21 protein-coding genes and 1 tRNA gene are annotated in these 23,905 nt (G+C 65.3%); 8 read left to right on the plus strand and 14 right to left on the minus strand.

The window, feature by feature from the left end; all coding sequences use genetic code 11:
• Nucleotides 1–25: 25 nt before the first annotated feature.
• The 7 genes from IT41_RS15870 to IT41_RS15900 all read right to left on the minus strand — a co-directional run bounded on the left by IT41_RS15870 (nucleotide 26) and on the right by IT41_RS15900 (nucleotide 7,834).
• Nucleotides 26–856 carry a sugar phosphate isomerase/epimerase family protein gene (locus IT41_RS15870; RefSeq protein ID WP_036743226.1) on the minus strand — a complete coding sequence of 277 codons (831 nt, stop codon included), beginning with the start codon at nucleotides 854–856 and terminating at the stop codon, nucleotides 26–28.
• Nucleotides 853–2,121 (minus strand): DUF6005 family protein, encoded by a 1,269-nt coding sequence (locus IT41_RS15875; RefSeq protein WP_036743228.1) that lies wholly within the window; start codon nucleotides 2,119–2,121, stop codon nucleotides 853–855. Before IT41_RS15875 ends, IT41_RS15870 begins: the two co-directional genes overlap by 4 nt.
• Nucleotides 2,118–3,347 (minus strand): AMP-binding protein, encoded by a 1,230-nt coding sequence (locus IT41_RS15880; RefSeq protein ID WP_231564776.1) that lies wholly within the window; start codon nucleotides 3,345–3,347, stop codon nucleotides 2,118–2,120. Before IT41_RS15880 ends, IT41_RS15875 begins: the two co-directional genes overlap by 4 nt.
• A 14-nt stretch (nucleotides 3,348–3,361) precedes the next feature.
• Nucleotides 3,362–5,095: an IucA/IucC family protein gene (locus IT41_RS15885; RefSeq protein WP_052081684.1), complete on the minus strand. Its 1,734-nt coding sequence runs from the start codon at nucleotides 5,093–5,095 to the stop codon at nucleotides 3,362–3,364.
• A complete protein-coding gene (locus IT41_RS15890; RefSeq protein WP_052081685.1) occupies nucleotides 5,082–6,824 on the minus strand; it encodes an IucA/IucC family protein in 1,743 nt (580 codons plus the stop codon). Before IT41_RS15890 ends, IT41_RS15885 begins: the two co-directional genes overlap by 14 nt.
• 399 nt (nucleotides 6,825–7,223) lie before the next feature.
• A tRNA-Arg gene (locus IT41_RS15895) sits at nucleotides 7,224–7,300 on the minus strand.
• 36 nt (nucleotides 7,301–7,336) lie between these two features.
• Nucleotides 7,337–7,834 (minus strand): GNAT family N-acetyltransferase, encoded by a 498-nt coding sequence (locus IT41_RS15900; RefSeq protein WP_036743232.1) that lies wholly within the window; start codon nucleotides 7,832–7,834, stop codon nucleotides 7,337–7,339.
• A 261-nt stretch (nucleotides 7,835–8,095) separates the two neighbouring features.
• Here IT41_RS15900 and IT41_RS15905 point away from each other — a divergent pair, with 261 nt between their 5' ends.
• The 6 genes from IT41_RS15905 to IT41_RS19555 all read left to right on the plus strand — a co-directional run bounded on the left by IT41_RS15905 (nucleotide 8,096) and on the right by IT41_RS19555 (nucleotide 13,199).
• Nucleotides 8,096–9,193 carry a sulfate/molybdate ABC transporter ATP-binding protein gene (locus IT41_RS15905; RefSeq protein ID WP_036743233.1) on the plus strand — a complete coding sequence of 366 codons (1,098 nt, stop codon included), beginning with the start codon at nucleotides 8,096–8,098 and terminating at the stop codon, nucleotides 9,191–9,193.
• Nucleotides 9,190–10,188, plus strand: a complete 999-nt coding sequence (locus tag IT41_RS15910) for a sulfate ABC transporter substrate-binding protein (RefSeq protein WP_036743234.1) — start codon at nucleotides 9,190–9,192, stop codon at nucleotides 10,186–10,188. The genes IT41_RS15905 and IT41_RS15910 overlap by 4 nt, the downstream gene beginning before the upstream one ends.
• Nucleotides 10,185–11,027: a sulfate ABC transporter permease subunit CysT gene (gene cysT / locus IT41_RS15915; RefSeq protein ID WP_036743235.1), complete on the plus strand. Its 843-nt coding sequence runs from the start codon at nucleotides 10,185–10,187 to the stop codon at nucleotides 11,025–11,027. Before IT41_RS15910 ends, cysT begins: the two co-directional genes overlap by 4 nt.
• Nucleotides 11,024–11,848 (plus strand): sulfate ABC transporter permease subunit CysW, encoded by an 825-nt coding sequence (cysW, locus tag IT41_RS15920; protein WP_036743236.1) that lies wholly within the window; start codon nucleotides 11,024–11,026, stop codon nucleotides 11,846–11,848. Before cysT ends, cysW begins: the two co-directional genes overlap by 4 nt.
• A 61-nt stretch (nucleotides 11,849–11,909) precedes the next feature.
• Entirely contained in the window at nucleotides 11,910–12,632 is a 723-nt protein-coding gene (locus tag IT41_RS15925) for a molecular chaperone DjiA (RefSeq protein WP_036743238.1), read from the plus strand.
• 63 nt (nucleotides 12,633–12,695) lie between these two features.
• A complete protein-coding gene (locus IT41_RS19555; protein ID WP_052081686.1) occupies nucleotides 12,696–13,199 on the plus strand; it encodes a hypothetical protein in 504 nt (167 codons plus the stop codon).
• Here the strand turns inward: IT41_RS19555 and IT41_RS15935 are convergent.
• From IT41_RS15935 to IT41_RS15960, 6 genes are all read right to left on the minus strand, one after another.
• Nucleotides 13,196–14,431, minus strand: a complete 1,236-nt coding sequence (locus IT41_RS15935; protein ID WP_036743240.1) for a glycosyltransferase — start codon at nucleotides 14,429–14,431, stop codon at nucleotides 13,196–13,198. The two genes, IT41_RS19555 and IT41_RS15935, sit on opposite strands and share 4 nt — an antisense overlap.
• Nucleotides 14,428–16,026, minus strand: a complete 1,599-nt coding sequence (locus tag IT41_RS15940; RefSeq protein ID WP_036743241.1) for an ABC transporter ATP-binding protein — start codon at nucleotides 16,024–16,026, stop codon at nucleotides 14,428–14,430. The genes IT41_RS15935 and IT41_RS15940 overlap by 4 nt, the downstream gene beginning before the upstream one ends.
• Nucleotides 16,023–17,129 (minus strand): ABC transporter permease, encoded by a 1,107-nt coding sequence (locus IT41_RS15945; protein ID WP_036743242.1) that lies wholly within the window; start codon nucleotides 17,127–17,129, stop codon nucleotides 16,023–16,025. Before IT41_RS15945 ends, IT41_RS15940 begins: the two co-directional genes overlap by 4 nt.
• Nucleotides 17,129–18,271, minus strand: a complete 1,143-nt coding sequence (locus IT41_RS15950; RefSeq protein WP_036743243.1) for a microcin C ABC transporter permease YejB — start codon at nucleotides 18,269–18,271, stop codon at nucleotides 17,129–17,131. Before IT41_RS15950 ends, IT41_RS15945 begins: the two co-directional genes overlap by 1 nt.
• Before the next feature lie 46 nt (nucleotides 18,272–18,317).
• Nucleotides 18,318–20,195, minus strand: a complete 1,878-nt coding sequence (locus IT41_RS15955) for an extracellular solute-binding protein (RefSeq protein WP_036743245.1) — start codon at nucleotides 20,193–20,195, stop codon at nucleotides 18,318–18,320.
• Between the two features lie 181 nt (nucleotides 20,196–20,376).
• Nucleotides 20,377–20,895: a c-type cytochrome gene (locus IT41_RS15960; RefSeq protein ID WP_036743246.1), complete on the minus strand. Its 519-nt coding sequence runs from the start codon at nucleotides 20,893–20,895 to the stop codon at nucleotides 20,377–20,379.
• Nucleotides 20,896–21,056: 161 nt separating this feature from the next.
• Between IT41_RS15960 and IT41_RS15965 the strand changes: the two genes are divergently transcribed.
• Nucleotides 21,057–21,938, plus strand: coding sequence for a prephenate dehydratase (locus tag IT41_RS15965; protein WP_036743248.1), 882 nt, complete (start codon nucleotides 21,057–21,059; stop codon nucleotides 21,936–21,938).
• 26 nt (nucleotides 21,939–21,964) lie between these two features.
• Here IT41_RS15965 and IT41_RS15970 read toward each other — a convergent pair whose 3' ends face one another.
• Complete coding sequence (locus IT41_RS15970) at nucleotides 21,965–22,420, minus strand: hypothetical protein (RefSeq protein ID WP_036743250.1); 456 nt, start codon at nucleotides 22,418–22,420, stop codon at nucleotides 21,965–21,967.
• Nucleotides 22,421–22,568: 148 nt separating this feature from the next.
• Between IT41_RS15970 and IT41_RS15975 the strand changes: the two genes are divergently transcribed.
• Nucleotides 22,569–23,780 (plus strand): metallophosphoesterase, encoded by a 1,212-nt coding sequence (locus IT41_RS15975; protein WP_231564777.1) that lies wholly within the window; start codon nucleotides 22,569–22,571, stop codon nucleotides 23,778–23,780.
• The last annotated feature ends 125 nt before the right edge of the window (nucleotides 23,781–23,905 follow it).

Below are 23,905 nucleotides of genomic sequence, written 5' to 3' on the forward strand. Positions count from 1 at the left end.
TGTGGTTGGTGGTGGGTGGAAATGGTCAGGAGCAGGACGACAATCGTCGCCAGCCCCCGGTCAGCGACCTGACAAAGCCGCAATCCTGCGCCAGCGTGGCAAAGCTGTTATCGCCGAACCATTCCAGCGACAGATCGACGCCGGCCGGCAGCAAAGGCAGCAATTCATCATAGGCCACGGCACCGTCGCCAAGCGGCACCATGCCCTTGCGGCTGCCCGATGCGGCATAGACGTTGGCGGGCGAAAATACCGCCATATTAAAGCGTTGATCGACATTCTTCAGGTGACAATGCGCGATATGGGGCGCCAGTCGCGGCAGGGCGGAGCGCAGATCGTCGCCGGCCTCCCACAGGTGCAGCGGGTCCAGATTGACCCCGACCGACGGGTGGTCGATGGCCTGCAGGATCCGAAGGCAGGCATCGGTGCTATCGGCAAGGGTTCCCGGATGGGTTTCGATCAGCAGCATCAGCCCGCGATCGGCCAGCACCTCGCAGGCGGCACGCAGCGCCTTTGCCGTCGCCCGCACCGCCTCCGGCGTGGCCGCCGCGCTGGCTGTCGCGCCGGCAAAGCTGCGGATTTTTCGCGCGCCCCAATGCAGCGCCAGTTCGACATGTTCGGTTGCCCAGATGCGCGCCTGTCGAGCATCGTCAGCCATCAGGTAATCGCTGATCATCACGCAGTCGAGGCCCTGCCGCCGCAGCCAGTGCTCGCCAAGGCGCGGAACCGCGCGCAGGTTGCGCGCATGCACCCCCCACAGCTCGATTCCGTCGAAATCATTGGCGACGGCCCATTCCGAGATCGTCTCGATGCCGATCAGATGGTGCCGGAACGTGATGGTGCAAAGCGAAAGCCTCATGCCGGCACCAGCGCCGAGCCATGTTTGGCGCGCCAGTCCTGAAACGTCTCGCGCAGGTCGGACTTGATCCGCCTCTCCAGCGCGTCAAGCGCATCCAGCCGGGATCTCAGCACCGGCAAGGCCGCCCGATCGCCGGTGCGGGCAAAACGCACCGCCTCGAAATGGCTCTGCCGCAGGCCTGCGGCCAGCGCCTCGATCCGGTCGCAATGGGCCAGAAAGCTGTCATGGCTGCGACCCAGATCACGCCAGAAATAGGCAAAGGCGTGCTCATAGGCGTATTTCCGGATGATGAGCAGCGGCATTTCGGCCAGCCGGGTTTCAAGCGGCGCCGGATCGGCGGCCGCCGCGACCCTGTCGATGCAAAGGATCACAGCCCCGGTCAGTGGATTGTCGCTGCGCAACCGCGCCAGGAAATATTCGGCTGTATCGGCATCCGCCGGTTCATGGATCGCGCCGGGATCGAGCAGGAAGCCGCCGGCGACGCTGGCCTGGGCGGCGGCGTTCAGGATCGCGTCGCGCGCCATCGGTCCTTCCCAGCGAAAATCCGGATCCTCCATGAACCAGATGTCGGGGTCATCCGTGCGCCGCAGCAGCACGTAATGCGGAAACGGGTCCTGATTGAACCTGTTTTCCCGCTCGGGCAGGTGAAACAGGTCGATCATCGCCATGACCGTGCGACCATCGGCGGGGCTTTCGACCAGCCGCGTCAGCCGCCGCATATTCTCGTCCTTGCCGCGCTGGAAATCATACCATTGCCGCGCGCGCAGGCCATAGAGACGCGCCGCCGCATCAAAGAGATGCGCATGGCTGACATCGGGATGGTGATAGCGCAGCGCACCCTGGTCATCGACCGCGAAGCCTTCGTCCCAAAGCCCGAAATAATAGGGCCGATGATCCAGCCCCGCCGCCTTGATCAGCGCCGAGAGACAGGAAACCACGCAATGCACCTTGATATCGACATAGCCGCTATCGGCGAATGATCCCGGATCGGCGACATGATCCGCCGCGACCGGGACAGCATCGGAGGCGGCCAGCAGGTCGATCAGATCGCCGACGCGCGCCAGCGCCGAGGCGCCGATGGCCTCATCGGTCAGCTGAACGCCCTGCTCGGTTTCGAGATAGAGAAACAGGTTCATCATCCGCAACGAGTCGAAGCGCAGATCGTCCTCGAACCGGGTCTGTTCGTCGATCCGGGCCGAAGCCGCGACCTGCAGCCTTTGCGTCGCGACGCTGCGGATCGCCGCCAGCAGTTCCGCACGCGTCATGACGACACCATGGCTTGCGGCGCATCGTAAAGGCCGGCGGCGAAATCCTCGCGCACCCGGCGGCGGCTGATCTTGCCATTGGCTTCGCGCGGCAGGGCCTCGACCTTGCGGATGGCGGCCGGTCTCTGGAACGGCGCTAGGTTCTTCAGGGCGAAATCCAGAACCTCGTCGGGCTGCGCGCGGCCGGCAAACAGGACCCCTACCCTTGTGCCGGCAAAGCTGTCCGCGATGGCGAATACGACGGCATCATCGACCCCGCTGCAATCGCCCAGCACGGTTTCGATCTCGATCGGATAGGTGTTGAAACCGGCGACATTGATCATGTCGTCGCTGCGCGAAACGAACAGAATCCGCCCCGAGCGGTCGCGGCGCGCCAGATCCCCGGTATGGACGGTCCTGCCGCCCGAGGTGACGATGATCTCGCTGGGCATATCGACCGTGGCGCCCAGCCGGACGGCAAGATGGGACAGCGGGTGGCCGATATCGGTCGGGCTTTGCAGATCGCGATTGATCGAAATGCAGCCCAGTTCCGAGCAGCCGTATTGCTGGAACAGATGACGGGTGCGGCTGCGGATGGTGCGAAACCAGGCTTCGGGCAGGATCGTGCCCGACGTCATGGCGGCATGGATCGGCTCGGGCGTCAGCTGCGCCAGCAGATGCAACAGCGCCGGCGAGGCATAGAGCAGCGGCCGGTCGGTCTCGCGCAGGATCTTCAGGATGAAACGCGGATTGGTATTGTCCAGCACCACCGGCATGCGGCCGCTGGTCCGCGCCCGCCTGAGCCCCACCATCAGACCGGGGATCAGCCCGTAGCTATGGGTGGTCGGCGCAGCGATCACCGGCGTCATCGCGTCGGGTTCGGCAAAATCCGAAACATAGGCGTCGATCTCGGTCGCGACCTCGGCCCAGCTTCGCGTGATCACCTTGGGCGTGCCGGTCGTGCCCGAACTCATCTGCACCAGCTCGCCGCCGCGCCCGATGCCCGGCAACCTTGTGATCCCGTGATCGTCAAGGAAGATGTCGCATGCGGCCCGGGCAAGCATGTCCTTGGTGCGGCTATCGGGCATGTCGGGATGAATCGGAAAGACGCCCGCCCCCCGTTCCCGCAGCGCGAGCACAGTGGCCACATATCCGGCCAGATCCCGCATCCGCAGACCGACGCGCAGATCGGCCAGACCGCCGAGCGGCTTCAGCCTGGCCGCCGCCTCAGCTATATTATTATTCAATATCAATTTATTATTCACATAAAACATGAGATTTCTCCAAATGGATCCTGATCGGTGACGCGGCGGGCTGGAGATTCTGGCGCCGCGTTGGGTGCAAGCGGATTGGCCACCATCAGCGGCGTCTCGGGCAGATGGCCCAGGGCAGCGCGCAGAAGCGGTTCCACCTCAAGCGTCGGGGCGAATACCGGATAGTGCGCGGCGACCCCGCCCAGGCCAAGGCGTGCCGCGTGATCGCGCAGGCTACCCGCGACGCGGCGCCAGAAACGGGCCTCATGGAAACCGTAGACCCGGGCGAGCAAGGCGGAAAACTCGGCCAGGTTGAAGACGAACAGGCTGTCGGTAAACAGCGCGCTCAGCTCGGCGGTGTTGGCCATGCGGTGGAACTGCCCGTCGGGCGCATCGCGAAAGACCGGATCAAGCCGGTCAAGCGCGGGAAAGGGTTCGCTGCCCTTTGCCCCGGCGCCGGGAACGTATTCAAGGCTTTCGTGAAAATCCCGCGCGATCAGCCCGGTGATCCGGCCGGCCCGCAGCCGCAGCATCAGGTTCTGGCCATGCGCCTCGATGGCGACGCCGTGGGCGATCAGCAGATGCCAGACCGGCAGGACGGCGTGGCGGATCAGCGCATCCAGCCAGCTACCCGGCCCGATGGCGCGGATCTCGCGGTCCAGCAAGGGGCGGCCATCCGCCTCGCTGGCATAGAGGGCGTTGAAGGGCAGCAGCGTCTCGCCCGGATCGGCCAGGGCGTCGGGGGATTCGCGCCAGATCGCGCCCAGCCTGCCCTGAAGCGGACCACCACGGTCGACATCTATGGCGGCGAATTCGCGCTGAATTCGGAAACCCAGGGCCGAAAATTCCGGATCCGAATCGATGATCCGCCGCAACCAGTTGGAGATCGACGGCGCGACCCTGATCGTGTTCGGTTCCAGATCGCGCAGCGATGAACTGGCCGCGACCGACAGCGGCAGCTTCAGATGCGGGCCGGCCGGGCTGATCGGTGAAAACAGCGTGCGCAAGGATTGCGACGGCTGGTAGATCGCCCCTTCGCCCAGCAGCCGCGCCTGTCCCCGGTCCAGCCATACGGACAGCGCGGAGGCGTCACGCAGATGTCTGAACTGCCAGGGATGGAGCGGCACCGCGACGGTCCCCGCCCCCGCGACGGCCTGCCATTCCGACCAGTCCGCTGGCGCTTCGGCGCATTCGACATGGCACAGCCGCGCGTCGATCTGCAGCCAGACAGGCCGGATCGCGGCCTGAAACTCGGGCGCGAATTCCCGGCGGTCAAGATCGCTCCAGCCGCTGCGCGCGCAGAACAGCGGATGATAGGGGTGGCCCTCGAAAAGCAGCGAATCGAGCGCCATCGACGCCAATCCCCTGCGGCTGCGCGCGGCCATCGCGGGCAGGATCATCCGCCAGTTCCGGTCGGTATCGCAAAGCCGCGTCATGAAGTGGTTCCGCACATCCGGATTGATCCCTGCGACCTGTTCAAGCACCTTGCCGATATCGCCGATCCGCGCCGCGCGCCCCGAGGCATCGCCGATCCTGACCGGAATCGCCCGGTCGATTCGCGGCCGCCCGAAAGCGCCCTGCGTCATGGACAGGTGGAACCGCGTCTGGCCCAGCGTCAGGACGGCCCTGTCGCGGCCCTCGGGATTGACCTGGCAGGTTGCAAGCCGCTCGAAACAGGCAGCTTCCAGAAACTGGCGCAAGGCGCGGGCGGGCTCCGTTCCCTTCTGTTCAGGCAGCGACATGCAGCGCGCCCGCAGAAGCAAGAGGGTTCGGGATGCGCAGGTAGATGGCACGCTCGCCCGCGACCATCAGTTCGTCCAGATCATCGCTGCGCGTCTGGAAATTCGCTTTCACCGCGATTTCATCGGCCAGAAGCGTGGCGATAAAGGCGCGTCCGCGCGCGCCACATTCGTCATGGGTCCGCTGAAGAGCGTCGCGGATCATGGCCAGCGTGTCCCGTTCCGGCAGCAAGCCGTCGACGCCCAGCCGGGCCACGATGCCAAACACCTGATTGGCCATCAGGTAATAGCCAAAGCGCGTCCGGATTTCGTCGGCCGGATAGAACAGGTTGCGGCAGGATGCCGCCAGCGCGGTCGCCTGCGAGGCTGCGGCGCACAGGCTCTCTTCGATGTAATATCCCTGGCTGTCGCGAAAATACCCGGCAACCGGCAGGCCATTGTGCAGCGCGATCAGCATGTTCTGCTGATGTGCCTCGAAGGCGATGCCGAAGCGGGAATAGAACCGGATGAGGGGGCGGACGACATGGTCCAGATAGCAGCGGAACCACAGGCGGGCCGCGGCCGGAAGCCCGATCGCGCCTGACGCGGCGGTGTCCGCGATCACCCTTGCAAGCAGCGATGGCCTTCCGGGACGGGGATCGGCGGTCAGCCCCGCCACCTGCACCAGCGGGCTGGGCGAATCTTGGCACGGGTTCGCCCGGATGATCGTTTCGAAGCCGCCGCGATCGCTTTCCAGACCGCGAACCGCGAGCGATGCCCAATCGTCGACAAGATGAAAATTCGGCTCGGCGGCGCGCAGGTCCCAGGCACTGGCGAGCGCCGCCATCATCGGCCCTTCGACCAGTTCATGCGGCCGCGTCACCCGCCATGAGTTGGTCAACTGCACAGGGATCGAGAACTTGAGCATATAGGAAAGCCCTGGCGCATAGACCGATCGCACCGAACTGGTCGCGAAAAACGCCGGCCCCCGCCTGCCCAGATCCACCAGGCGCCCGTCGGCAATCCAGGCATCGGCCGCGCCTGTCGCCCGGATGTACCGCGCCTGCAGGGGATGCGCGGGCAGCAGCGCATAGCCATCGGGCAGCTGGATGCCCATGTCATCCGCAAGCGCCGAAAACAGATGGCTGGGCAGCCTGTCGGTCGCCGACCATTCACGGACCGCATCCAGCCGGGCCAGAAAATAATGCAGCGCGAACCCCCTGCCAAATTCCGGCATGTAGATTTCCGCCTCGGCGCTGGTCATGCCGGCACGGCTTTTCGGCGCGGGATGCATGAAATGCCCGAATACCGCCGCCTGCTCCGCCGCCAGGAAAGGGTCGTCCGGATCAGCCGCCGAAGATCCGGCAGGTCCGGACGACCGTGGCGCCCGCTCCGAAAGCGCCTGCGCGATGCCGGCACAACTGGACCGCATGCGGTCCAGCAGGGCGGCACAATGAAGATGCGATGCCGGTTCCGGGTAGATCAGCCGGATGACGAAATCCAGCACGTCATCGAACGCGGCCGCTCGCCAGACATCGTCGCGGCACAGGCGGATCTGGCCGAAACGATGCCATCCGGTCGCGGAACGATAGGTGACCTCGATCTCAAGCACGTCGCTGCCAAGCGCGAGAAAACAGAAATGGCGGCCATGCCGTGTGATGGTGCTGCCCGTGTCGAATTCGCGCAGCACGCCATTCAGCACCGCTTGCAGGCTGTGCGTTTCAGCGACGCGGCGGGCGAGAAGCGCATCCATGCTCAGCAGACGGGCGCGTCGCAGGACGCCCGGAACCTTTCGGGGGCGCACAGCAAGGCATGTGACGTCAACTGTCGGGCCCCAGCCTTGCGTGGCCGCGTGATCGGAAGGCTCCGCAGATTCTGCGACGGCAGGGTCATTGCGCTTGTGATGCAACAGACTGGTGACATATGTTGGACTTCCGGCTCGCCTCGCAAACCTGTTATCCGAGTAAATCACTAAGATAAAGGGCGTGGCCAGAAAAAATTCACCATGTGCATCCGGGAACCGTGCCACAGTAATCCGCCGATCATGCGCAGCACCTATGCCCGTTTCAGCCCCGAGCACCTCGGCGGGGCTGCGAGTTCAATACGCCGCGTTTGGTTCAACGAACCAAGCCGCCGTGATTGCTTGAAATAATGGCGGGCCCGGAAGGGCTCGAACCCTCAACCTTGGACTTAGAAGGTCCCTGCTCTATCCAGTTGAGCTACGGGCCCGCATGGCGGCAGTCATGGCGCAGCTTGCAAGGCGATTCAACCGTCCGCTTCGGTGTTTTTCAGGCCAAGGGTCATGAAAACGCTGTTCGGGTCGGCTCCGTATTCGCCAAAGGGGCCGCATTCGACGAAGCCGGCCCGCGCATAAAGCCCGCGCGCGGCGATGAATGTGGGCTGCACGCCGGTCTCAAGGCTCAGCCGCGCCATGCGCTCGTTCTTGGCATGGTCGATCAGCGCCTGCAGCATCAGGCGCGAAAAGCCCCGGCCCCGCGTCTCGGACAGGATATGCATCGACTTGATCTCGCCATGATCCGGCGCGATCCGCTTGACCGCGCCCATGCCCAGAGGGCGCCCCGCCTCGCGCAGCACGAAAAAGGCGATGTCAGGGCCGGCGAGCGCCGCGCGCGGCATCATGTGGATCGATTCCGGCGGCGTATCGGCATGCATATCGGCCGTGTGGCGTTCAAACAGCAGCGACAGATCCCGCGCCAGCGGGCTTTCCCTTTCAATCCGCAGATCGCCCGTCCCTTGCGTCATGTCGCCCCCTTGCATTGCCGGCGATCCCTAGCACCGCCGAACGTGCTTGCGAAGGGGTAACATCTGAAAAATAAGGAAATCCGGCGCCGGAGCGGCAGCAATCCCCGAAAGGTTTTCGCGCCGCGCCCATGCTGCCGGAACCATGGACCAGCAGCGCCGGCACCTTGGAAAAACATTCGCCGCCGCAGCCCGGCCCGGAATATCCGCCGTCTTGCCGCCGTCGCATCGCAGGGCTAACCCGGTCCCGAACAAGGGGGGCGCATGTCCATCAGTATCGAGAACATGACCAAAAGCTTCGGCGGCACGCCGGTCCTGCGCGGGATCGACCTGACCGTGGAATCGGGCGAACTGGTGGCGCTGCTCGGCCCTTCGGGCTCGGGCAAGACGACGCTTCTGAAGATCATCGCCGGGCTGGAATGGCCCGATGCCGGGGCGCTGGACGTGCATGGCACCGACTGGCTGCGGCTCGCGGCGCAGGACCGGCGCATCGGCTTTGTCTTTCAGCATTATGCGCTGTTTCCGCATATGAGCGTGCGCGACAATATCGCATTCGGCCTGAGCGTGCGGCCGCGCGCGACCCGGCCACCCAAGGCGCAGATCGCGGCCAAGGTCGATGAGTTGCTGCAATTCCTGCAGATCACGCATCTGGGCGAGCGCTATCCGGTGCAACTGTCGGGCGGCCAGCGTCAGCGCGTGGCGCTTGGCCGGGCGCTGGCGATCGAGCCGTCGATCCTGCTGCTGGACGAGCCGTTCGGCGCGCTGGACGCCGCCGTGCGCCGCGATCTTCGGGCCTGGCTGCGCGACGTGCATGATCAGACCGGCTCGACCACGATTTTCGTCACCCACGACCAGGAAGAGGCCTTTGAGCTGGCCGACCGCGTCGTGGTCATGGGCGATGGCCGGATCGAGCAGATCGGCAATGCCGACCAGATCCATGACCATCCCGCATCGCCCTTTGTCGCGCGTTTCATGGGCGCGACGGTGGAACTGCCGGTCACGCTGAACGCCGGCCGGGCCGAGGCGCCGGGGCTGGATGCCAGCCGCCTGCCCCGCCGTGCCCTGCCCGACGGGCCGGCGACGCTGTTCTTGCGCCCGGCAGACATCACGCCGCAGGCCGATCCGAATGGCCGCTGGCAGGTCGCGCGCTGCGACAGCAATGGCGCGATCCTGCGCATTGACCTGCGCGACGGCGACAGCACGATCCCCGTTGACCTGCCCCGCCGCGCGCCCCAGGCCGCCGCCCTGACCCGTGGCGCCCGCGTCACCCTGCGCCCCGAAGCGGGCGCGATCTTTCCGGCGCCGCGCGGCGCACCCGCGCCCATAACGCCCGTCGAACACCGCAAGGAGAAAGCCATATGACCTTTCCGAAACTCCGCTTGGCCGCGCTGGCGCTGGTCCTTGGCGCCTCGCCCGCGCTGGCGCAGGACAAGCTGCTGAATGTCAGCTACGATATCGGGCGCGAACTGTTCGAGGCCCTGAACCCGCAATTCCAGACCTATTGGCAGGAAAAATCAGGGCGCGATGTGACCATCGACCAGAGCCATGCCGGCTCCTCGAAACAGGCGCGCGCGATCCTTGAGGGGCTGCCGGCCGATGTCGTGACCTTCAACCAGGAAACCGATGTCGATGTGCTGGCCCAGGGCGGCATGGTGGCCGAAAACTGGCGCGAGGCCTTCCCCAACGGCGCCTCGCCCTATTTTTCGCTGCCGTCCTTCCTGGTCCGCGAGGGCAATCCCAAGGGGATCGAGGATTGGGACGATCTGGCACGCGAGGATGTGCAGCCGGTTTTCCCGAACCCCAAGACCAGCGGCAATGCGCGCTATACCTATCTGGCGGCCTATGCCTATGCGCTGGCCCAGAATGGCGGCGACCATGACAAGGCGCAGGAATTCCTGGGCAAAATCTTCGCCAATGTCCCGGTTTTCGACACTGGCGGGCGCGCCGCGACCCAGACCTTTGCCGAGCGCGAGATCGGCGACGTTCTCGTCACCTTCGAGGCCGAGACGAAATCCATCGCCAAGCAATATGCCGATCAGGGCTTCGTGCCCGTGACGCCCTCCATGAGCCTGTTCGCCGCCTTCCCCGTCGCCGTGGTGGCCGAGAATGCCGAACGCGCCGGCTCGACCGAAGTGGCGACCGAATATCTGAACTGGCTTTACACGCCCGAGGCCCAGGACACGATGGCGCAGAACAATTACCGCACCACCGATGCCGAGGTGACGGCGAAATATGCCGCTGAATTCCCGCAGCTCGAACTGGTCACCGTGGACGATGTCTATGGCGGCTGGGAACAGGTCACGGCGGATCACTTCGCCGAAGGCGGCATCCTCGACAAGGTTTTCGTGAACAGATGAGCACGGCGGCCATCAAGCCGAAACGCGTTTTGCCGGGGTTCTCGCTGAGCCTCGGCACGACGCTGCTTTATGTCGCGCTGATCATCCTGATCCCGGTCATCGCGCTGATCCTGAAAGGGGCCGAGATCGGGCCCGGCCAGTTCTGGTCCATCGTCACCTCGCCCCGCACCCTTGCCGCATTGCGGGTGACGGTTACGGCGGCGGTGGCGGCGACGATCTTCAACGCCTTTTACGGGCTGCTGATGGCCTGGGTGCTGACGCGCTATGACTTTCCGGGGCGGCGTATTCTGGACGCGCTGATGGATATCCCCTTTGCGCTGCCGACGGCGGTCGCAGGCATTTCGCTGACCGCGCTTTATTCGGCCAATGGCTGGTTCGGCGGTCCCCTGCAGGCTACGGGGATCGAGCTGGTCTATACGCTGGGCGGCGTGGCGCTGGCCATGGCATTCACCTCGACCCCCTTCGTGGTGCGCGCCATCCAGCCGGTGCTCGAGGATCTGGACCCGGCGCTGGAACAGGCGGCGCTGACGCTGGGCGCGCGGCCGTTTGCGATCTTTCGCCGCGTCGTGCTGCCGGCGATCCTGCCCGCCTGGCTGGCCGGATCGACCGTGGCCTTCGCGCGTTCGCTGGGCGAATTCGGCGCGGTGGTCTTTATCGCCGGCAACCTGCCCTTCAAGACCGAGATCGCGGCGCTCCTAGCCTATATCCGGCTTGAGGAATACGACTATCAGGGCGCCGCCGCCATCGCGCTGGTGCTGCTGATGCTGGCGCTGCTGGTTCTGGTCTTCTCGAACCTGCTGCAATTGCGCGCCGCCCGCCATCTGGAGATCCGCAGATGACCGCCCTTGCCCTGCCCCATGCCCCCGGCCAGAGCCGTGCGGTGCCGCGCCTGCTGATCGGGCTGGCCGTGGTGCTGACCGCAATCTTCGTCGTGGCGCCGCTGGTCTTCATCTTCTGGCGCGCCTTTGCCGAGGGCTGGGCCGTTTATGTCGCCAATATCACCGATCCGATGACCCGGCATGCGATCTGGCTGACCGCACTGGTCGCGGTGATCGTGGTGCCGGTCAATATCGCCTTTGGAATCGCCAGCGCCTGGGCCATCGCCCGGTTCCGCTTTCCGGGGCGCAAGCTGCTGATGGTGCTGGTCGAGATCCCGTTCTCGATCTCTCCGATCATCGCGGGGATCTGCTATCTGCTGCTCTACGGGCGCCAGGGGCTGCTGGGGCCGTTCCTCGCAGATCACGACATCAAGATCATGTTTGCCCTGCCCGGCATCCTGCTGGTCACCATGTTCGTGACCGCCCCCTTTGTCGCGCGCGAGGTTCTGCCGCTGATGCAGGCGCAGGGGTCGGAACAGGAACAGGCTGCCGTGACGCTGGGCGCGCGCGGCTGGCAGGTGTTCTCGCGCGTGACGCTGCCGAATATCCGCTGGGCGCTGCTTTACGGCGCGGTGCTGGCGACGGCGCGCGCGGTGGGGGAATTCGGCGGCGTCTCGGTCGTCTCGGGCTCAATCCGGGGGCAGACGAACACCCTGCCCCTGCAGATCGAGCTGATGTTCAACGATCTCAACACCACCGGCGCCTTCGCCGCCGCCTCGACGCTGACCGTGATCGCGCTGGTCGTGCTGGTCGTCAAGGCTGCGCTGGAAAGCCGCAGATAACGCGCTGAGCCTGACGGGAATGTCGGTGGACTTGCCCCGTTGCGCCACCTAGGTTGGCATCATGGACGCCTTGACGACACCGCCCGGAAACTGCCCCGAACTGCCGAAGCCCCGCAGCTTCTGGCAGCGCATCGCCGACCGGTTCATGGCCATCGTCGGCGCCCGCCGGCCAGCGACGCCGCCCGAGAAATCCGTGGCCTTCACCATCGCGATCATCTCGCTGGGGGCCAAGCTGGCCAAGGCCGACGGCGCCGTCGCCCGCTCCGAGGTGGCGGCCTTTCGCCGGCTGTTCATCATCCCCCGGGCCGAGGAAAAGAACGCCGCCCGCGTGTTCGATCTGGCACGCCAGGATGTCGCAGGCTTCGACGCCTGGGCGCATCGCATCGCGCGCATGTTCCCGCCCGGCGATCCGGTGCTGGCCGACATCATCGAGGGGCTGTTCATCATCGCCGTCGCTGACAGCGAACTGCACGAGGCCGAGATCATCTTTATCGACGAGGTGGCGCGCATCTTCGGCATTCCGCCCCGACAGGTCGCCAGCATCCGCGCCCGCCATGACCGGCGCGAGGGCTGCCCCTCATGCGAGGTTCTGGGCGTCACCCCCGACACCCCCCTGCCCGAGGCGCGCAAGCGCTGGCGCGATCTGGTGCGCGAATCGCATCCCGACCGCGCCATCGCCCGCGGCCTGCCGCCCGAGGCGATCCGCCTGGCCGAGGCCCGCACCCGCGCCCTGAACGAAGCCTGGGAGACGTTTCGCAACATGTGCCGCGCCCGCACCGCCTGAGCGGGCGGAACCTTTCGCCCGCGCCAGCGGTTCGCCCGGAGGAGATACCGAAAGGACACGCCCATGCGCAGCGATTTCGCCCTGATCCTTTTCCTTGCGCTGGCGGCGCCGGCATCGGGGCTGGCGCAGGGCTGGACGCCGCCGGCGGCCGAAGACCCCGCGCCGGAGAGCAGCGAAGGCGGTGACGGCAATGGCGCCCTGTTTGAGCGCGGGCTGGAAAGCTTCATGCAGAACATGCTGAAAGAGGCCGAGCCGCATCTGGAACGGCTGGGCCGCGATCTGGGCGATACCATGCTGTCGCTGCGCCCGGTTTTTCAGGATCTGGGCAAGCTGATGGATGATGTGCAGAACTATCAGGCGCCCGAGCGGCTGGAGAACGGCGATATCCTGATCCGGCGCCGCGCGGATGCACCGCCACCACCGCCGGTGGGGGATGCGCTTCGCGAGATGCTGCGGCCCGCACCCGGCGACGATCCGCGCCTGAACCCCGAGCGCGATCCCGGTCCCGACGCGCCGCCGCGCGACATCCTGCCGGAACTGCCGCCCGGTCCGCAGATCGAGCTTTAACCCCCAGTCCCGACGGGGGCGAAGCTTTCCACCCATTCGACCAGCCGCGGCAGGCTTTTCGTCCTCAGATCGTATTGCCCCACGATCAGATCGCGCGCGGCCTGTTTCATCCGCGCCGCCTCCGGGTCCTCGCCGGCAAGCCCGCGGATCAGCGCCGCCTCAAGCGCGGGCTGGTCGAAAAACGGCACCAGCCGCCCGGTTTCCCCCTCGCGCAGCACTTCGCGAACCGGCTCGGTATCCGAGCCGACGATATAGCAGCCCGCCGCCATCGCCTCGGTCAGCGACCAGCTGAGCACAAAGGGATAGGTCAGATAGCAATGCACGCGGCTGATCTGCAGCAGCGACAGGTATTGCCGATAGGGGACCCGGCCGAGGAAATGGATACGCGTCAGGTCAAGCTGGCCGTCCAGCTCGGCCAGCAGCTTTTCCTTCCAGCTGTCGGCATCCCTGGGCTTGGCGCCATAGCTGACGGCATCGGCCCCGACCAGCACCACCTGCGCATCGGGCCGGGCCCGCATCACGCCGGGCAAGGCCCGCATCAGGCGATGAAAGCCGCGATAGGGTTCGAGCGAGCGCGAGACATAGCTCAGGACCTCGTCGCCCGGGCGCAGCCTGCGCCCGTCGGGCAGCGCCAGTTCGGCCTGCGGGTCGGGCTTGACGATGCCGGTGTCGATGCCGTCATGGATCACCGTCAGCTTCTGGCGAAGCTCGGGCGGGAACGAGCCGGCCTGATAGCCGGTCGGCGCCAGCCCGGCATCCGCCTGCACCAGCCCCTGGATCAGATGGGCCGAGCGCGCGACCGTGCTCACCCGGCCCTCATCGGTATCGGGGCTGACCTCGGGGTCGAAACCCACGTCATGGCCGCGCGTGCGATACAGAAGCTCGGCATAGACCAGCAGCCTTGCATCGGGATAGATTTCGCGCAGAAACAGCGTCTCGCCCCAGCCGCTATGGCCAAAGATCAGATCGGGGACGAAGCCGTGCCGGTCGCGCAGCGCGCGGCAGCCGCGCGCCGCCAGCCAGCCGCGCTCGGTATATTCGCAATAGGTGCTGCCCAGCATCCGCGGCATCGCCAACTCCTGCGGCGTCTTGTAACGCACCGCCCTGACCGGCGAGGGGCGCTGGTTCTTTTCATCCGTCAGCGCCAGAACCTCGTGCCCGCGCGCGGCCAGGGCGGGCGCCAGATGCAGGAACTGGCCGGGAAAGTTCTGATGGACGAACAGGATCTTCATGGGGTTTCCGAGGTCAGGAAGGCGGCTTCGATAAGGCGGCTGGTATAGTCGCTTTTCGGCGCCTCGAACACTTCGTCGGTGGTGCCCTGCTCGACCACTTCGCCGGCGCGCATGACCATGATCTGATGCGACATGGCGCGCACCACCCGCAGGTCGTGGCTGATGAACAGAAAGGCCAGCCCGTGCTTGCGCTGCAGGCGCCGCAACAGCTCGACGATCTGCACCTGCACGGTCATGTCCAGCGCGCTGGTCGGCTCGTCCAGCACCACCAGCCGGGGGTTCAGGATCATCGCCCGGGCGATGGCGATGCGCTGGCGCTGGCCGCCGCTGAACTCATGCGGATAGCGGTGCATCAGCCCCGGGTCCAGCCCGACCTCGCGCATGATCTCGTCGACCATCTCGCGGCGGTTGCGGCCCGGCTCGATGCCGTGCACGCCCAGCCCCTCGGCGATGATCTGCTCGACCGTCATGCGTGGCGACAGGCTGCCATAGGGGTCCTGAAAGACGATCTGCATGTCGCGGCGCAAGCCGCGCAGCGCGCGCCCCGGCGTCAGGGCGATGTCGCGGCCCATGTAAAGGATCGGCCCGTCGCTTTCGATCAGCCGCATGACGGCCAGCGCCAGCGTGGTCTTGCCCGAGCCGGATTCGCCCACGATCCCCAGCGTTTCGCCCGCGCGGACCGAAATCGTCGCGCCATTGACCGCCTTGATATGGCCGACCGTGCGCCGCAACAGCCCGCGCTGGATCGGAAACCAGACCTTCAGGTCGCGGGTCGAGATCACCTCGTCTGCATCGGCGGGCACCGGGTCGGCGCGGCCTTTGGGTTCGGCCGCCAGAAGCATGCGGGTATATTCGTGCTGCGGATCGGCGAATATGGCCTCGACCGGGCCCTGTTCGACGATCTCGCCATCCTTCATCACGCAGACGCGGTCGGCGATGCGGCGCACAAGGCCAAGATCGTGGCTGATGAACAGCATCGACAGCGACTCGGCCGATTTCAGCGCCGCCAGCAGCTCCATGATCTGCGCCTGGATGGTGACGTCCAGCGCGGTGGTCGGTTCATCCGCGATCAGCAGATGCGGGCCGTTCGCCAGCGCCATGGCGATCATCACGCGCTGACGCTGACCGCCCGACAATTGATGCGGGTAATCGTCCAGCCGCGATTCCGCGTCGCGGATGCCGACCCGTTCGAGCAGCTCGACGATCCGCGCCCGCGCCTGCGGACCCTTCAGCCCCTGATGCAGCGCCAGGCTTTCGCGCAGCTGGCGCTCCAGCGTGTGCAGCGGGTTGAGCGAGGTCATCGGCTCCTGAAAGATGAAGCTGATGTCATTGCCGCGCACCCGCCGCAGATCCCTGTCCGAGGCGCCGACCAGTTCGCGCCCCTCGTATCGGACCGAGCCCGAGAGTTCTGCCGCCTCGCCCAGAAGCCCGACGGTCGAAAGCGCGGTGACCGACTTGCCGGAACCGGATTCCCCGACCAGCGCCACCGTCTCGCCCCTGTTCACCACGAAGCTGACGCCCTTGACGGCGGGTACGGTCCGGCCGTCCTGCCGGAACCCGATCCGCAGATCGCTGACTTCCAGAACCGGCGTCATCGGAATGTCTTTCTTGGGTCGAAGGCGTCGCGGATGCCCTCGAAGATGAAGACCAGCAGCGACAGCATGATCGCAAAGGAAAAGAAGGCGGTGAAACCCAGCCATGGCGCCTGCAGGTTCTGCTTGGCTTGCAGGGCCAGTTCGCCCAGCGACGGCGCCGAGGTGGGCAGCCCGTAGCCCAGATAATCCAGCGCCGCCAGCGACGAGATGGTGCCGGTGACGACAAAGGGCAGCATGGTCAGCGTCGCCACCATGGCATTGGGCAGGATATGGCGGAACATGATCTTGCGGTCGGACACGCCAAGCGCGCGCGCCGCGCGGACATATTCGAAATTCCGCGCCCGCAGGAACTCGGCGCGCACGACGCCGACCAGCGCCGGCCAGCCGAACAGGATCGAGACAAAGACCAGCAGCCAGAAGCTGCGCCCCAGGATCGCGAACAGGATGATGATGACGTAAAGCGAAGGGGTCGAGGCCCAGATCTCCAGCACCCGCTGGAATATCAGATCGGTGCGGCCGCCGAAATAGCCCTGCACCGCCCCCGCCGCGATGCCGATGGCCGAGCCGACGACGGTCACGATCAGCGTGAACAGGATCGACAGGCGAAAGCCATAGATCACCCGCGCCAGCACGTCGCGCGAGGTGTCGTCGGTGCCCAGCAGATGCGCCGCGTCGGGCGGGCTGGGCGCGGTGCCGACATTGTTGATGGTGCGATAGTGATAGGGGACCGGCGGCCAGATCATCCAGCCGGCCTCGACCGGCTCGCCGGCGATCTGGCCGGTCTCGGCGGCCTCGCGGGTGACGCCTTCGGGGTCGTCCCAGCATTCCTGCCGGCCGCCGGTGCGGATCAGGCATTGCACGCCGGGATCGGTATAGATCGCCTCGGTTCCGAAATCGCCGCCAAAGGCGGTCTCGGGATAGAACTGGTAGACCGGAAAGAACAGCTCGCCCCGGTAGCTGACCACGATCGGTTTGTCATTCGCGACCAGTTCCGCGAACATCGACACGACGAAGAATACCGAGAATATGACCAGCGACCAGAAGGCGCGCGTGTTGCGGCGGAAATTCCGCAGCCGGCGGCGGTTCAGTTCCGATATCGCCATCAGCCCGCCCTCCGCTCGAAGTCGATGCGTGGATCGACCAGCACATACATCAGGTCCGAGAGGATCCCGACCAGCAGCCCCAGCAGGCCAAAGACGTAAAGCGTGCCGAAGATCACCGGATAGTCGCGCTGCACGGTCGCCTCGAATCCCAGCCGGCCCAGCCCGTCCAGCGAAAAGATCGTCTCGATCAGGATGGACGAGCCGAAGAACACGCCCAGGAACATCGCCGGAAAGCCCGCGATCACGATCAGCATGGCATTGCGGAACACATGGCCGTAAAGCACGCGCCGCTCGGTCAGGCCCTTGGCGCGGGCGGTCATCACATATTGCTTGTTGATCTCGTCCAGAAAGCTGTTCTTGGTCAGCAGCGTCAGCGTGGCAAAGCTGGCGATGGTGATCGAGATCACCGGCAGCGTGATGTGCCACAGGTAATCCCGGATCTTGCCGACAAGGCTGAGCTGGTCGAAATTCTCGCTGGTCAGCCCGCGCAGCGGAAATATCTGCCAGTACGAGCCGCCCGCGAACAGCACCATCAGCAGCACCGCGAACAGAAAGGCCGGGATCGCATAGCCGATGATGATCGCGCCGCTGGTCCATGTGTCAAAGGGCGTGCCGTTCCTGACCGCCTTGCGGATGCCCAGCGGGATCGAGACGATATAGGCGATCAGCGTCGACCACAGCCCCAGCGTGATCGAGACCGGCATCTTCTCGACCACCAGATCCATCACCGAAATCGAGCGAAAGAAGCTGGTCCCGAAATCAAAGCGCAGATAGTTGCCCATCATGATGAAGAAGCGCCGGACCGCGCCGATCTTTTCCTTGCGGCATTCCGCGGCCTTCAGGTCCGGCTCGCCCTGATAGCCGGGCGCGCAGACGATCTCGGCGAATCCCATCTGCACTTCCAGCCGGTCCAGCAGTTCCGGCGGGATGCCGCGGGCGCCGGCATATTCGCTGGTTTGCAACTGCGCGTCATTGCCGCCGCCGGTGATGTTGCGCAAGGCATCGCCTTCGCCCTGGACGCGGGCGATGATCTGCTCGATCGGGCCGCCGGGGACGAATTGCGTCAGCGCAAAGTTGACCAGCATGATGCCGATCAATGTGGGTATGATCAGCAGCAAACGCCGCAGGATATAGGCTGCCATCCGCCCCGCCTCTTGTCCCGTGCTGCCCCGCGCCGACCCGGAAGGGTCAGCGCAGCGCGCCGGATTGTTTCAGCTTTGCCGCCTTATCCGCGTCATACCACCAGAAATCAAGCTCACCCAGAGCAAAGGGCGGGATGGTCTCGGGGTGGCCAAAAATATCGTAATAGGCGATGGTGTGATCGGCGCGGTACCATTGCGGCACCCAGAAGCGCAGCGCCCGCAGGCTGCGGTCCAGCGCCCTGACCAGCGTATCCATGTCCTCGCGGGTCTCGGTCTCGATCCCCTTTCGGATCAGCGCATCGATGGCCGGGTTGGCCAGCCCCATCGGGTTGAACACATCGCCGACATTCTCCGAGCCAAAGATCTGCTCGTCCCCGCCGCCGACGGTATAGCCGAGCAAGGCGAAATTGTCGGTGATCATGTCGAAATCGTGGCTGCGGGTGCGGGTGGTCATCTCGGCATCGTCGATGCGCGTGTTCACCGCGTCGATGCCAAGCGCCCGCAGGTTCTGCACGAATGGATTGATAACCCGGTCGAAGCTCTGGTTATCGTTGAGGATTTCCAGCGTCAGCTTTTCGCCCTTCTGGTTCTGGCGCATGCCGTCCGGGCCGGGCGTCCAGCCCGCCTCGTTCAGGAGCGCCGAGGCCTTGCGAAGATTGGCGCGGTCAAGCTGGGTCTTGCCCGAGACGGGCTGCACCACCGCGTCCTCGGTCAGGATGCCTTCGGGCAGGTCCTTGGCCAGCGGCCGCAGCAGTTCCAGCTCGGCCTCGCCGGGCTTGCCCTCGGCTTTCAGCGGGCTGTTGTCCCAGAAGGAATTGACCCGCGTGTTCAGACCGTAAAACAGCGTCTCGTTCGACCATTCGAAGTTGAACATCAGCGAAATCGCCTCGCGCACGCGGATATCCTGCCATTTCTCGCGCCGCAGGTTGAAGATCCAGGACTGCCCGCCGGCCAGCCCGCCATCGGGCAGCATCTCCTTTTTCACCGCGCCGGATTGCACCGCCGGAAAGTCGTAGCGCGTCGCCCAATGCAGCGAGGAGGACTCGTTGCGGAAGGTATAGACGCCGGCCTTGAAGGCCTCGAAGGCGGCATCGTAATCGCCGAAATATTCCAGCCGGATGCGGTCGAAATTATGCCGCCCGACATTGATCGGCAGGTCCCTGCCCCAGTAATCGGCATTGCGGCGCATGACCATCGAGCGACCGAAATCCGCGGAATCAAAGACATAGGGCCCGGATCCCAGAAACGGGATATTGCTGGACTGCTCGATATCGCGCTTGTTCTTGCGAAAATCCTCGCGCGAGAACACGATCTGGCTGCCGACCTGCTGGATCACGTCGCGGCGCGGATAGCCGGGCTGGAACATGAACTTGATGGTCTGCGGGTCGATGACCTCGGCCTTGGCGACGATGCGCGAAATCGCCGTGCGATAGGAGGACAGGCCGAAATCGCGCAGCAGCTCGAACGAAAACAGCACGTCATGCGCGGTCAGCGGCGTGCCGTCGGAAAACCTCGCCTCGGGGCGTAGCTTGAAGATCACCCAATCGCGGCTTTCGGGATATTCGATCGTCTCGCACAGCAGGCAATAGGCCGCGCCTTCTTCGTCGGCGGGGCTTTCCATCAAGCGCTCAAGCATCATCACCGACATGAAATTCGCCCGCCCGCGATGGGTAAACGGGTTGTAGCTGTCGAATCCGCCGAGCGCCGATAACGAGATCTCGCCGCCCTTGGGCGCCTCGGGGTTCACATAGCGAAACTGCGTGAAATCGGCGGGCAGATCCGGTTCGCCGAAGGTGGCGATGCCGTGCGACACGATGGTCCTGGGTTTCTGCGGTGCCGGCTCGGGGGTCTGGGCAAGGCCCATGGCGGGCAAGAACGAAAGCAGCAGGGCCATCGGGGCGTGTCGCAGAAAGGGCATTTTCATCGGGTCTTGTTGATCCTCTTGGCTCGTTCGGGCCCGTCGCGGGGCCGCCTCGGCGCAAGGCTAACAGGCATGCGCCCGCGTTCAACATGCAATTGCGTGATCCAGCGCCGGACATGGCGGCACCGGAAACGAAAAAGGGCGCCCCTGCGGGACGCCCGTATCACGCCGATGGCAGCGGCTCTTACGGCTGGCTTTCCAGATAGGCGATCAGATTGGCGCGGTCCTCGATCTTCTTCAGGCCGGCAAAGGCCATCTTGGTGCCCTTCACGACGCCTTTCGGATCGGCCAGGAATTCCTGAAGCGCCTCGGGCGTCCAGTCGCCGCCATGGGCGACCATGCCGTCGGAATAGCTGAAGCCGCCGATGCTGGCGACCGCACGGCCGATCACGCCGTTCAGATGCGGGCCGACCCCGTCGGTGCCATCCAGCTTGTGGCAGGCCTTGCACTTGCCAAAGACCTTTTCGCCCGCCGCCGCATCGGCCGAGGCCATGACGGTCGCGAAATCGGGGCCTTCTTCGGCCGCTTCGGCCTCGCCGCCCGCATCCTCGACCGGGATCGAATAGGCCTGCACCATTTCGCCGTCATGGCTTTCGGTTCCGACAGTGTAAATCGCCGACGCAGCCCAGTTCATCAGCAACAGAAACAGAAGCGAGCCGATCAGCGCGCCGGCTGCCTTGGTGACGGTCATGGTGTCGAACATGTCTGCGGATCCCTTGTGCGGTCTGTCCGTGGATTTCGTCAGCTATCTATCCGCTTTTGTTCCGGCGGTTCAAGGTATAGTTCTCGCCCGCAGGACAGAAAACGGAGATGATCGCGGCCCCATTATGGCCAAGATCGCGCCCAGAAAACAAGGTGTGCCCCATGACCGACGCCACTCAATCAAAGGTGATCGCCTTTCAGGGCGAGCCCGGCGCCTACAGCCATCAGGCTTGCCGTTCCTATCGTCCCGACATGGAGGCCCTGCCCTGCCGCACCTTCGAGGACGTGATCGAGGCGGTGCGCGGCGGCCGCGCGGAACTGGCGATGCTGCCGGTCGAAAACTCGACCTATGGCAGGGTCGCGGATATCCATCACCTGCTGCCGGAAAGCGGGCTGCACATCATCGACGAGGGTTTCGTGCGCGTCCGCATCAGCCTGCTCGCGGTGCCCGGCACGCAGCTTGCCGAGGTGCGCGAGGCGATGAGCCATCCGGTCCTGCTGGGCCAGTGCCGCGGCTTTCTGCGCCGTCATGAGATTCGCGGCATCGTCGGCGCGGACACGGCGGGCTCGGCGCTGGAAATCTCGCGCCGCGGCAATAAGTCGCTGGCCGCGCTGGCCGCGCCGCTGGCCGGCGAGATCTACGGGCTGGAGGAACTGGCGGCCGATATCGAGGACCGCCAGAACAACACCACGCGCTTCCTGATCATGTCGCGCCAGCCCGATTTCAGCCGCCGCAGCAATCGCGAGGGCGATGGCACCATGATGACCAGCTTCGTCTTTCGGGTCCGCAACATTCCGGCGGCGCTCTACAAGGCGATGGGCGGCTTCGCGACCAATGGCGTCAATATGACCAAGCTGGAAAGCTACATGGTGGACGGCGTGTTTACCGCGACGCAGTTCTATGCCGATATCGAGGGCCATCCCGAGGACGCCAATGTCGCCCGCGCCCTGGAGGAACTGGATTACTTTACCTCCAGCCTGAACGTGCTGGGCGTCTATCCGGCCGATCCGCTGCGCGCCCGGCAACTCGCGCAGGCGGGCTGAGCGCCCGGCCAGCGGTCGGGATCAGGTCAGCTGACCGCCGCGAGATTATCCGCGAATTCGCCGATCCGCTGCGCGAATTTCTTGTCAAGCTGCGGCTTGCCCAGCTTGACGGTCTGCAGGATCAGCCGCGCCTTCAGGCTGCGCGGCTGCACCTCGGTCACGAAGATCAGCCGCGATTTCGTCTTGGTCAACGCCAGCACGGTCATCTGGATGGACAGGTCGAACTGATCCGAGCCGCCTTCGATGACGATCGTCTCGGGCGGCTCGATCCGGGTCAGTTGCAGCGACAGCTCGCGATAGCGGCCGCGGAAGTCGAACCCGATCAACCAGCTCATGCCCACCGCCGGCGCGGTCAGCGCATCCTCGCGCCGCACGCTGGCGCCGCGCCGCGTCAGCATGCGTTCGATGGCATCGAAATTGCTGATGGCACTGAACAGCGACTCGGCCGACAATTCGGTATCCTGGCGTGTCGAGAACTTCATCCTGAACCGATCCGCTTGCTGCCCCTGACTCACTTCGGGCCTATTCCCATGTCATCGGCCGGCATGCAAGCACCCCATGAGCAAACAGATCGACATATGCAATCAAGGGTTGCATAGTGGCCGCGAAATGAACCGGACCAGCTCGACCATGTTCGACCGACCCCAAGCAGATGCCGCCGGGCAACCCGACCGGCTGACGCTCCGTATCCTGGCGACCACCGATCTGCACATGCATGTGCTGGGTTATGATTATTTCGCCAACCGTCCCGCGCCGCATCTGGGCCTGTCGCGCACCGCCGCGCTGATTTCCCGCGCCCGTGACGCGGTGCCCAACTGCCTGCTGTTCGACAATGGCGACTTTCTGCAGGGCAGCCCGATGGGCGATTACCTGGCCGAAGCAAGCGAGGCGGGCAATCGCCGGATACACCCCGCCATCGCCGCGATGAACGCGCTGGACTATGACGCGGCGACCTTTGGCAACCATGATTTCAGCTATGGCCTGGGTTTTCTGCGCCGGACCGTCGAGGCGGCGGGTTTTCACTATGTCGCCAGCAATCTGTCGGTCTCGAAACCGTTGCCCAGCGTTCCGGAACTGATCCTGCGGCGCCGGTTCCGCGACCATTGCGGGCAGCCGCAGGATCTGCGCATCGGCGTTCTGGGGTTCCTGCCGCCGCAAACGGTGGAATGGGAGCCGGGGCTAAAGGCCGATGCCCGGATCGAGGACATCCTGACCGCCGCCCGCGCCGGCATTTCGCGCCTGCGGGCCGCCGGCAGCGATCTGATCGTCGCCTTGTCCCATAGCGGCATCGGCGCGCTTGAACCCGCGCCGATGATGGAAAACGCCTCGACCGCGCTGGCGGCGCTGCCGGGCATCGATGTCGTGATCGCGGGCCACACGCACCGGGTCTTTCCCGCCCCCGATCACCCGGCCGGGCCGGGTATCGATACCGCGCGCGGCACGCTGGCCGGAAAGCCCGCCGTGATGGCGGGTTTCTGGGGGTCGCATCTTGGCATCATCGACCTTGATCTGCAACGCGAGGCCGGCGGCTGGCGAATCGCCGCCGCCACCTCGCGCGCCGAGCCGGTCAGCGGCACCGAGGATCACCGCGCCGTCGCCACGCCAGCGCTCGCCGCGCATCGCGAAACCCTGCGCCATTTCCGTCGCCGCGTCGGCCGGACCGAGCGCCCGCTGAGCAGCTATTTCACCCTGATCGGCAATGATCCGGGTCTGCGCCTTGTCGCCATGGCGCAACGCTGGCATGTGCGCCACGCCCTGCGCGGCACGCGCTGGCAGGGCCTGCCGATCCTGTCGGCGGTTGCGCCCTTTCGCGCGGGCGGGCGTGGCGGGCCGCAACATTAGAGCCTGATCGGAAATGAGTTGGGTGATTTCAGCGAGTTATGATTCTGTTTGTTTGTGAGAACGAACGGAGATCATGATGCCCTGGACCGAAATCACCCGGAAACGATACGAGCGCAAAGCGGCTC

It is taken from the genome of Paracoccus halophilus (assembly GCF_000763905.1).
Lineage (GTDB): Bacteria > Pseudomonadota > Alphaproteobacteria > Rhodobacterales > Rhodobacteraceae > Paracoccus > Paracoccus halophilus.

Excerpts from the sequence above, each read along its gene's own strand:
- IT41_RS15870 (WP_036743226.1), bottom strand. The coding sequence starts at position 856 with ATGAGGCTTTCGCTTTGCACCATCACGTTCCGGCACCATCTGATCGGC.
- IT41_RS15875 (WP_036743228.1), bottom strand. The coding sequence starts at position 2,121 with ATGACGCGTGCGGAACTGCTGGCGGCGATCCGCAGCGTCGCGACGCAA.
- IT41_RS15885 (WP_052081684.1), bottom strand. The coding sequence starts at position 5,095 with ATGTCGCTGCCTGAACAGAAGGGAACGGAGCCCGCCCGCGCCTTGCGC.
- IT41_RS15890 (WP_052081685.1), bottom strand. The coding sequence starts at position 6,824 with ATGGATGCGCTTCTCGCCCGCCGCGTCGCTGAAACGCACAGCCTGCAA.
- IT41_RS15900 (WP_036743232.1), bottom strand. The coding sequence starts at position 7,834 with ATGACGCAAGGGACGGGCGATCTGCGGATTGAAAGGGAAAGCCCGCTG.
- IT41_RS15905 (WP_036743233.1), top strand. The coding sequence starts at position 8,096 with ATGTCCATCAGTATCGAGAACATGACCAAAAGCTTCGGCGGCACGCCG.
- IT41_RS15910 (WP_036743234.1), top strand. The coding sequence starts at position 9,190 with ATGACCTTTCCGAAACTCCGCTTGGCCGCGCTGGCGCTGGTCCTTGGC.
- cysT (WP_036743235.1), top strand. The coding sequence starts at position 10,185 with ATGAGCACGGCGGCCATCAAGCCGAAACGCGTTTTGCCGGGGTTCTCG.
- cysW (WP_036743236.1), top strand. The coding sequence starts at position 11,024 with ATGACCGCCCTTGCCCTGCCCCATGCCCCCGGCCAGAGCCGTGCGGTG.
- IT41_RS15925 (WP_036743238.1), top strand. The coding sequence starts at position 11,910 with ATGGACGCCTTGACGACACCGCCCGGAAACTGCCCCGAACTGCCGAAG.
- IT41_RS19555 (WP_052081686.1), top strand. The coding sequence starts at position 12,696 with ATGCGCAGCGATTTCGCCCTGATCCTTTTCCTTGCGCTGGCGGCGCCG.
- IT41_RS15935 (WP_036743240.1), bottom strand. The coding sequence starts at position 14,431 with ATGAAGATCCTGTTCGTCCATCAGAACTTTCCCGGCCAGTTCCTGCAT.
- IT41_RS15940 (WP_036743241.1), bottom strand. The coding sequence starts at position 16,026 with ATGACGCCGGTTCTGGAAGTCAGCGATCTGCGGATCGGGTTCCGGCAG.
- IT41_RS15945 (WP_036743242.1), bottom strand. The coding sequence starts at position 17,129 with ATGGCGATATCGGAACTGAACCGCCGCCGGCTGCGGAATTTCCGCCGC.
- IT41_RS15950 (WP_036743243.1), bottom strand. The coding sequence starts at position 18,271 with ATGGCAGCCTATATCCTGCGGCGTTTGCTGCTGATCATACCCACATTG.
- IT41_RS15955 (WP_036743245.1), bottom strand. The coding sequence starts at position 20,195 with ATGAAAATGCCCTTTCTGCGACACGCCCCGATGGCCCTGCTGCTTTCG.
- IT41_RS15960 (WP_036743246.1), bottom strand. The coding sequence starts at position 20,895 with ATGTTCGACACCATGACCGTCACCAAGGCAGCCGGCGCGCTGATCGGC.
- IT41_RS15965 (WP_036743248.1), top strand. The coding sequence starts at position 21,057 with ATGACCGACGCCACTCAATCAAAGGTGATCGCCTTTCAGGGCGAGCCC.
- IT41_RS15970 (WP_036743250.1), bottom strand. The coding sequence starts at position 22,420 with ATGAAGTTCTCGACACGCCAGGATACCGAATTGTCGGCCGAGTCGCTG.
- IT41_RS15975 (WP_231564777.1), top strand. The coding sequence starts at position 22,569 with ATGTTCGACCGACCCCAAGCAGATGCCGCCGGGCAACCCGACCGGCTG.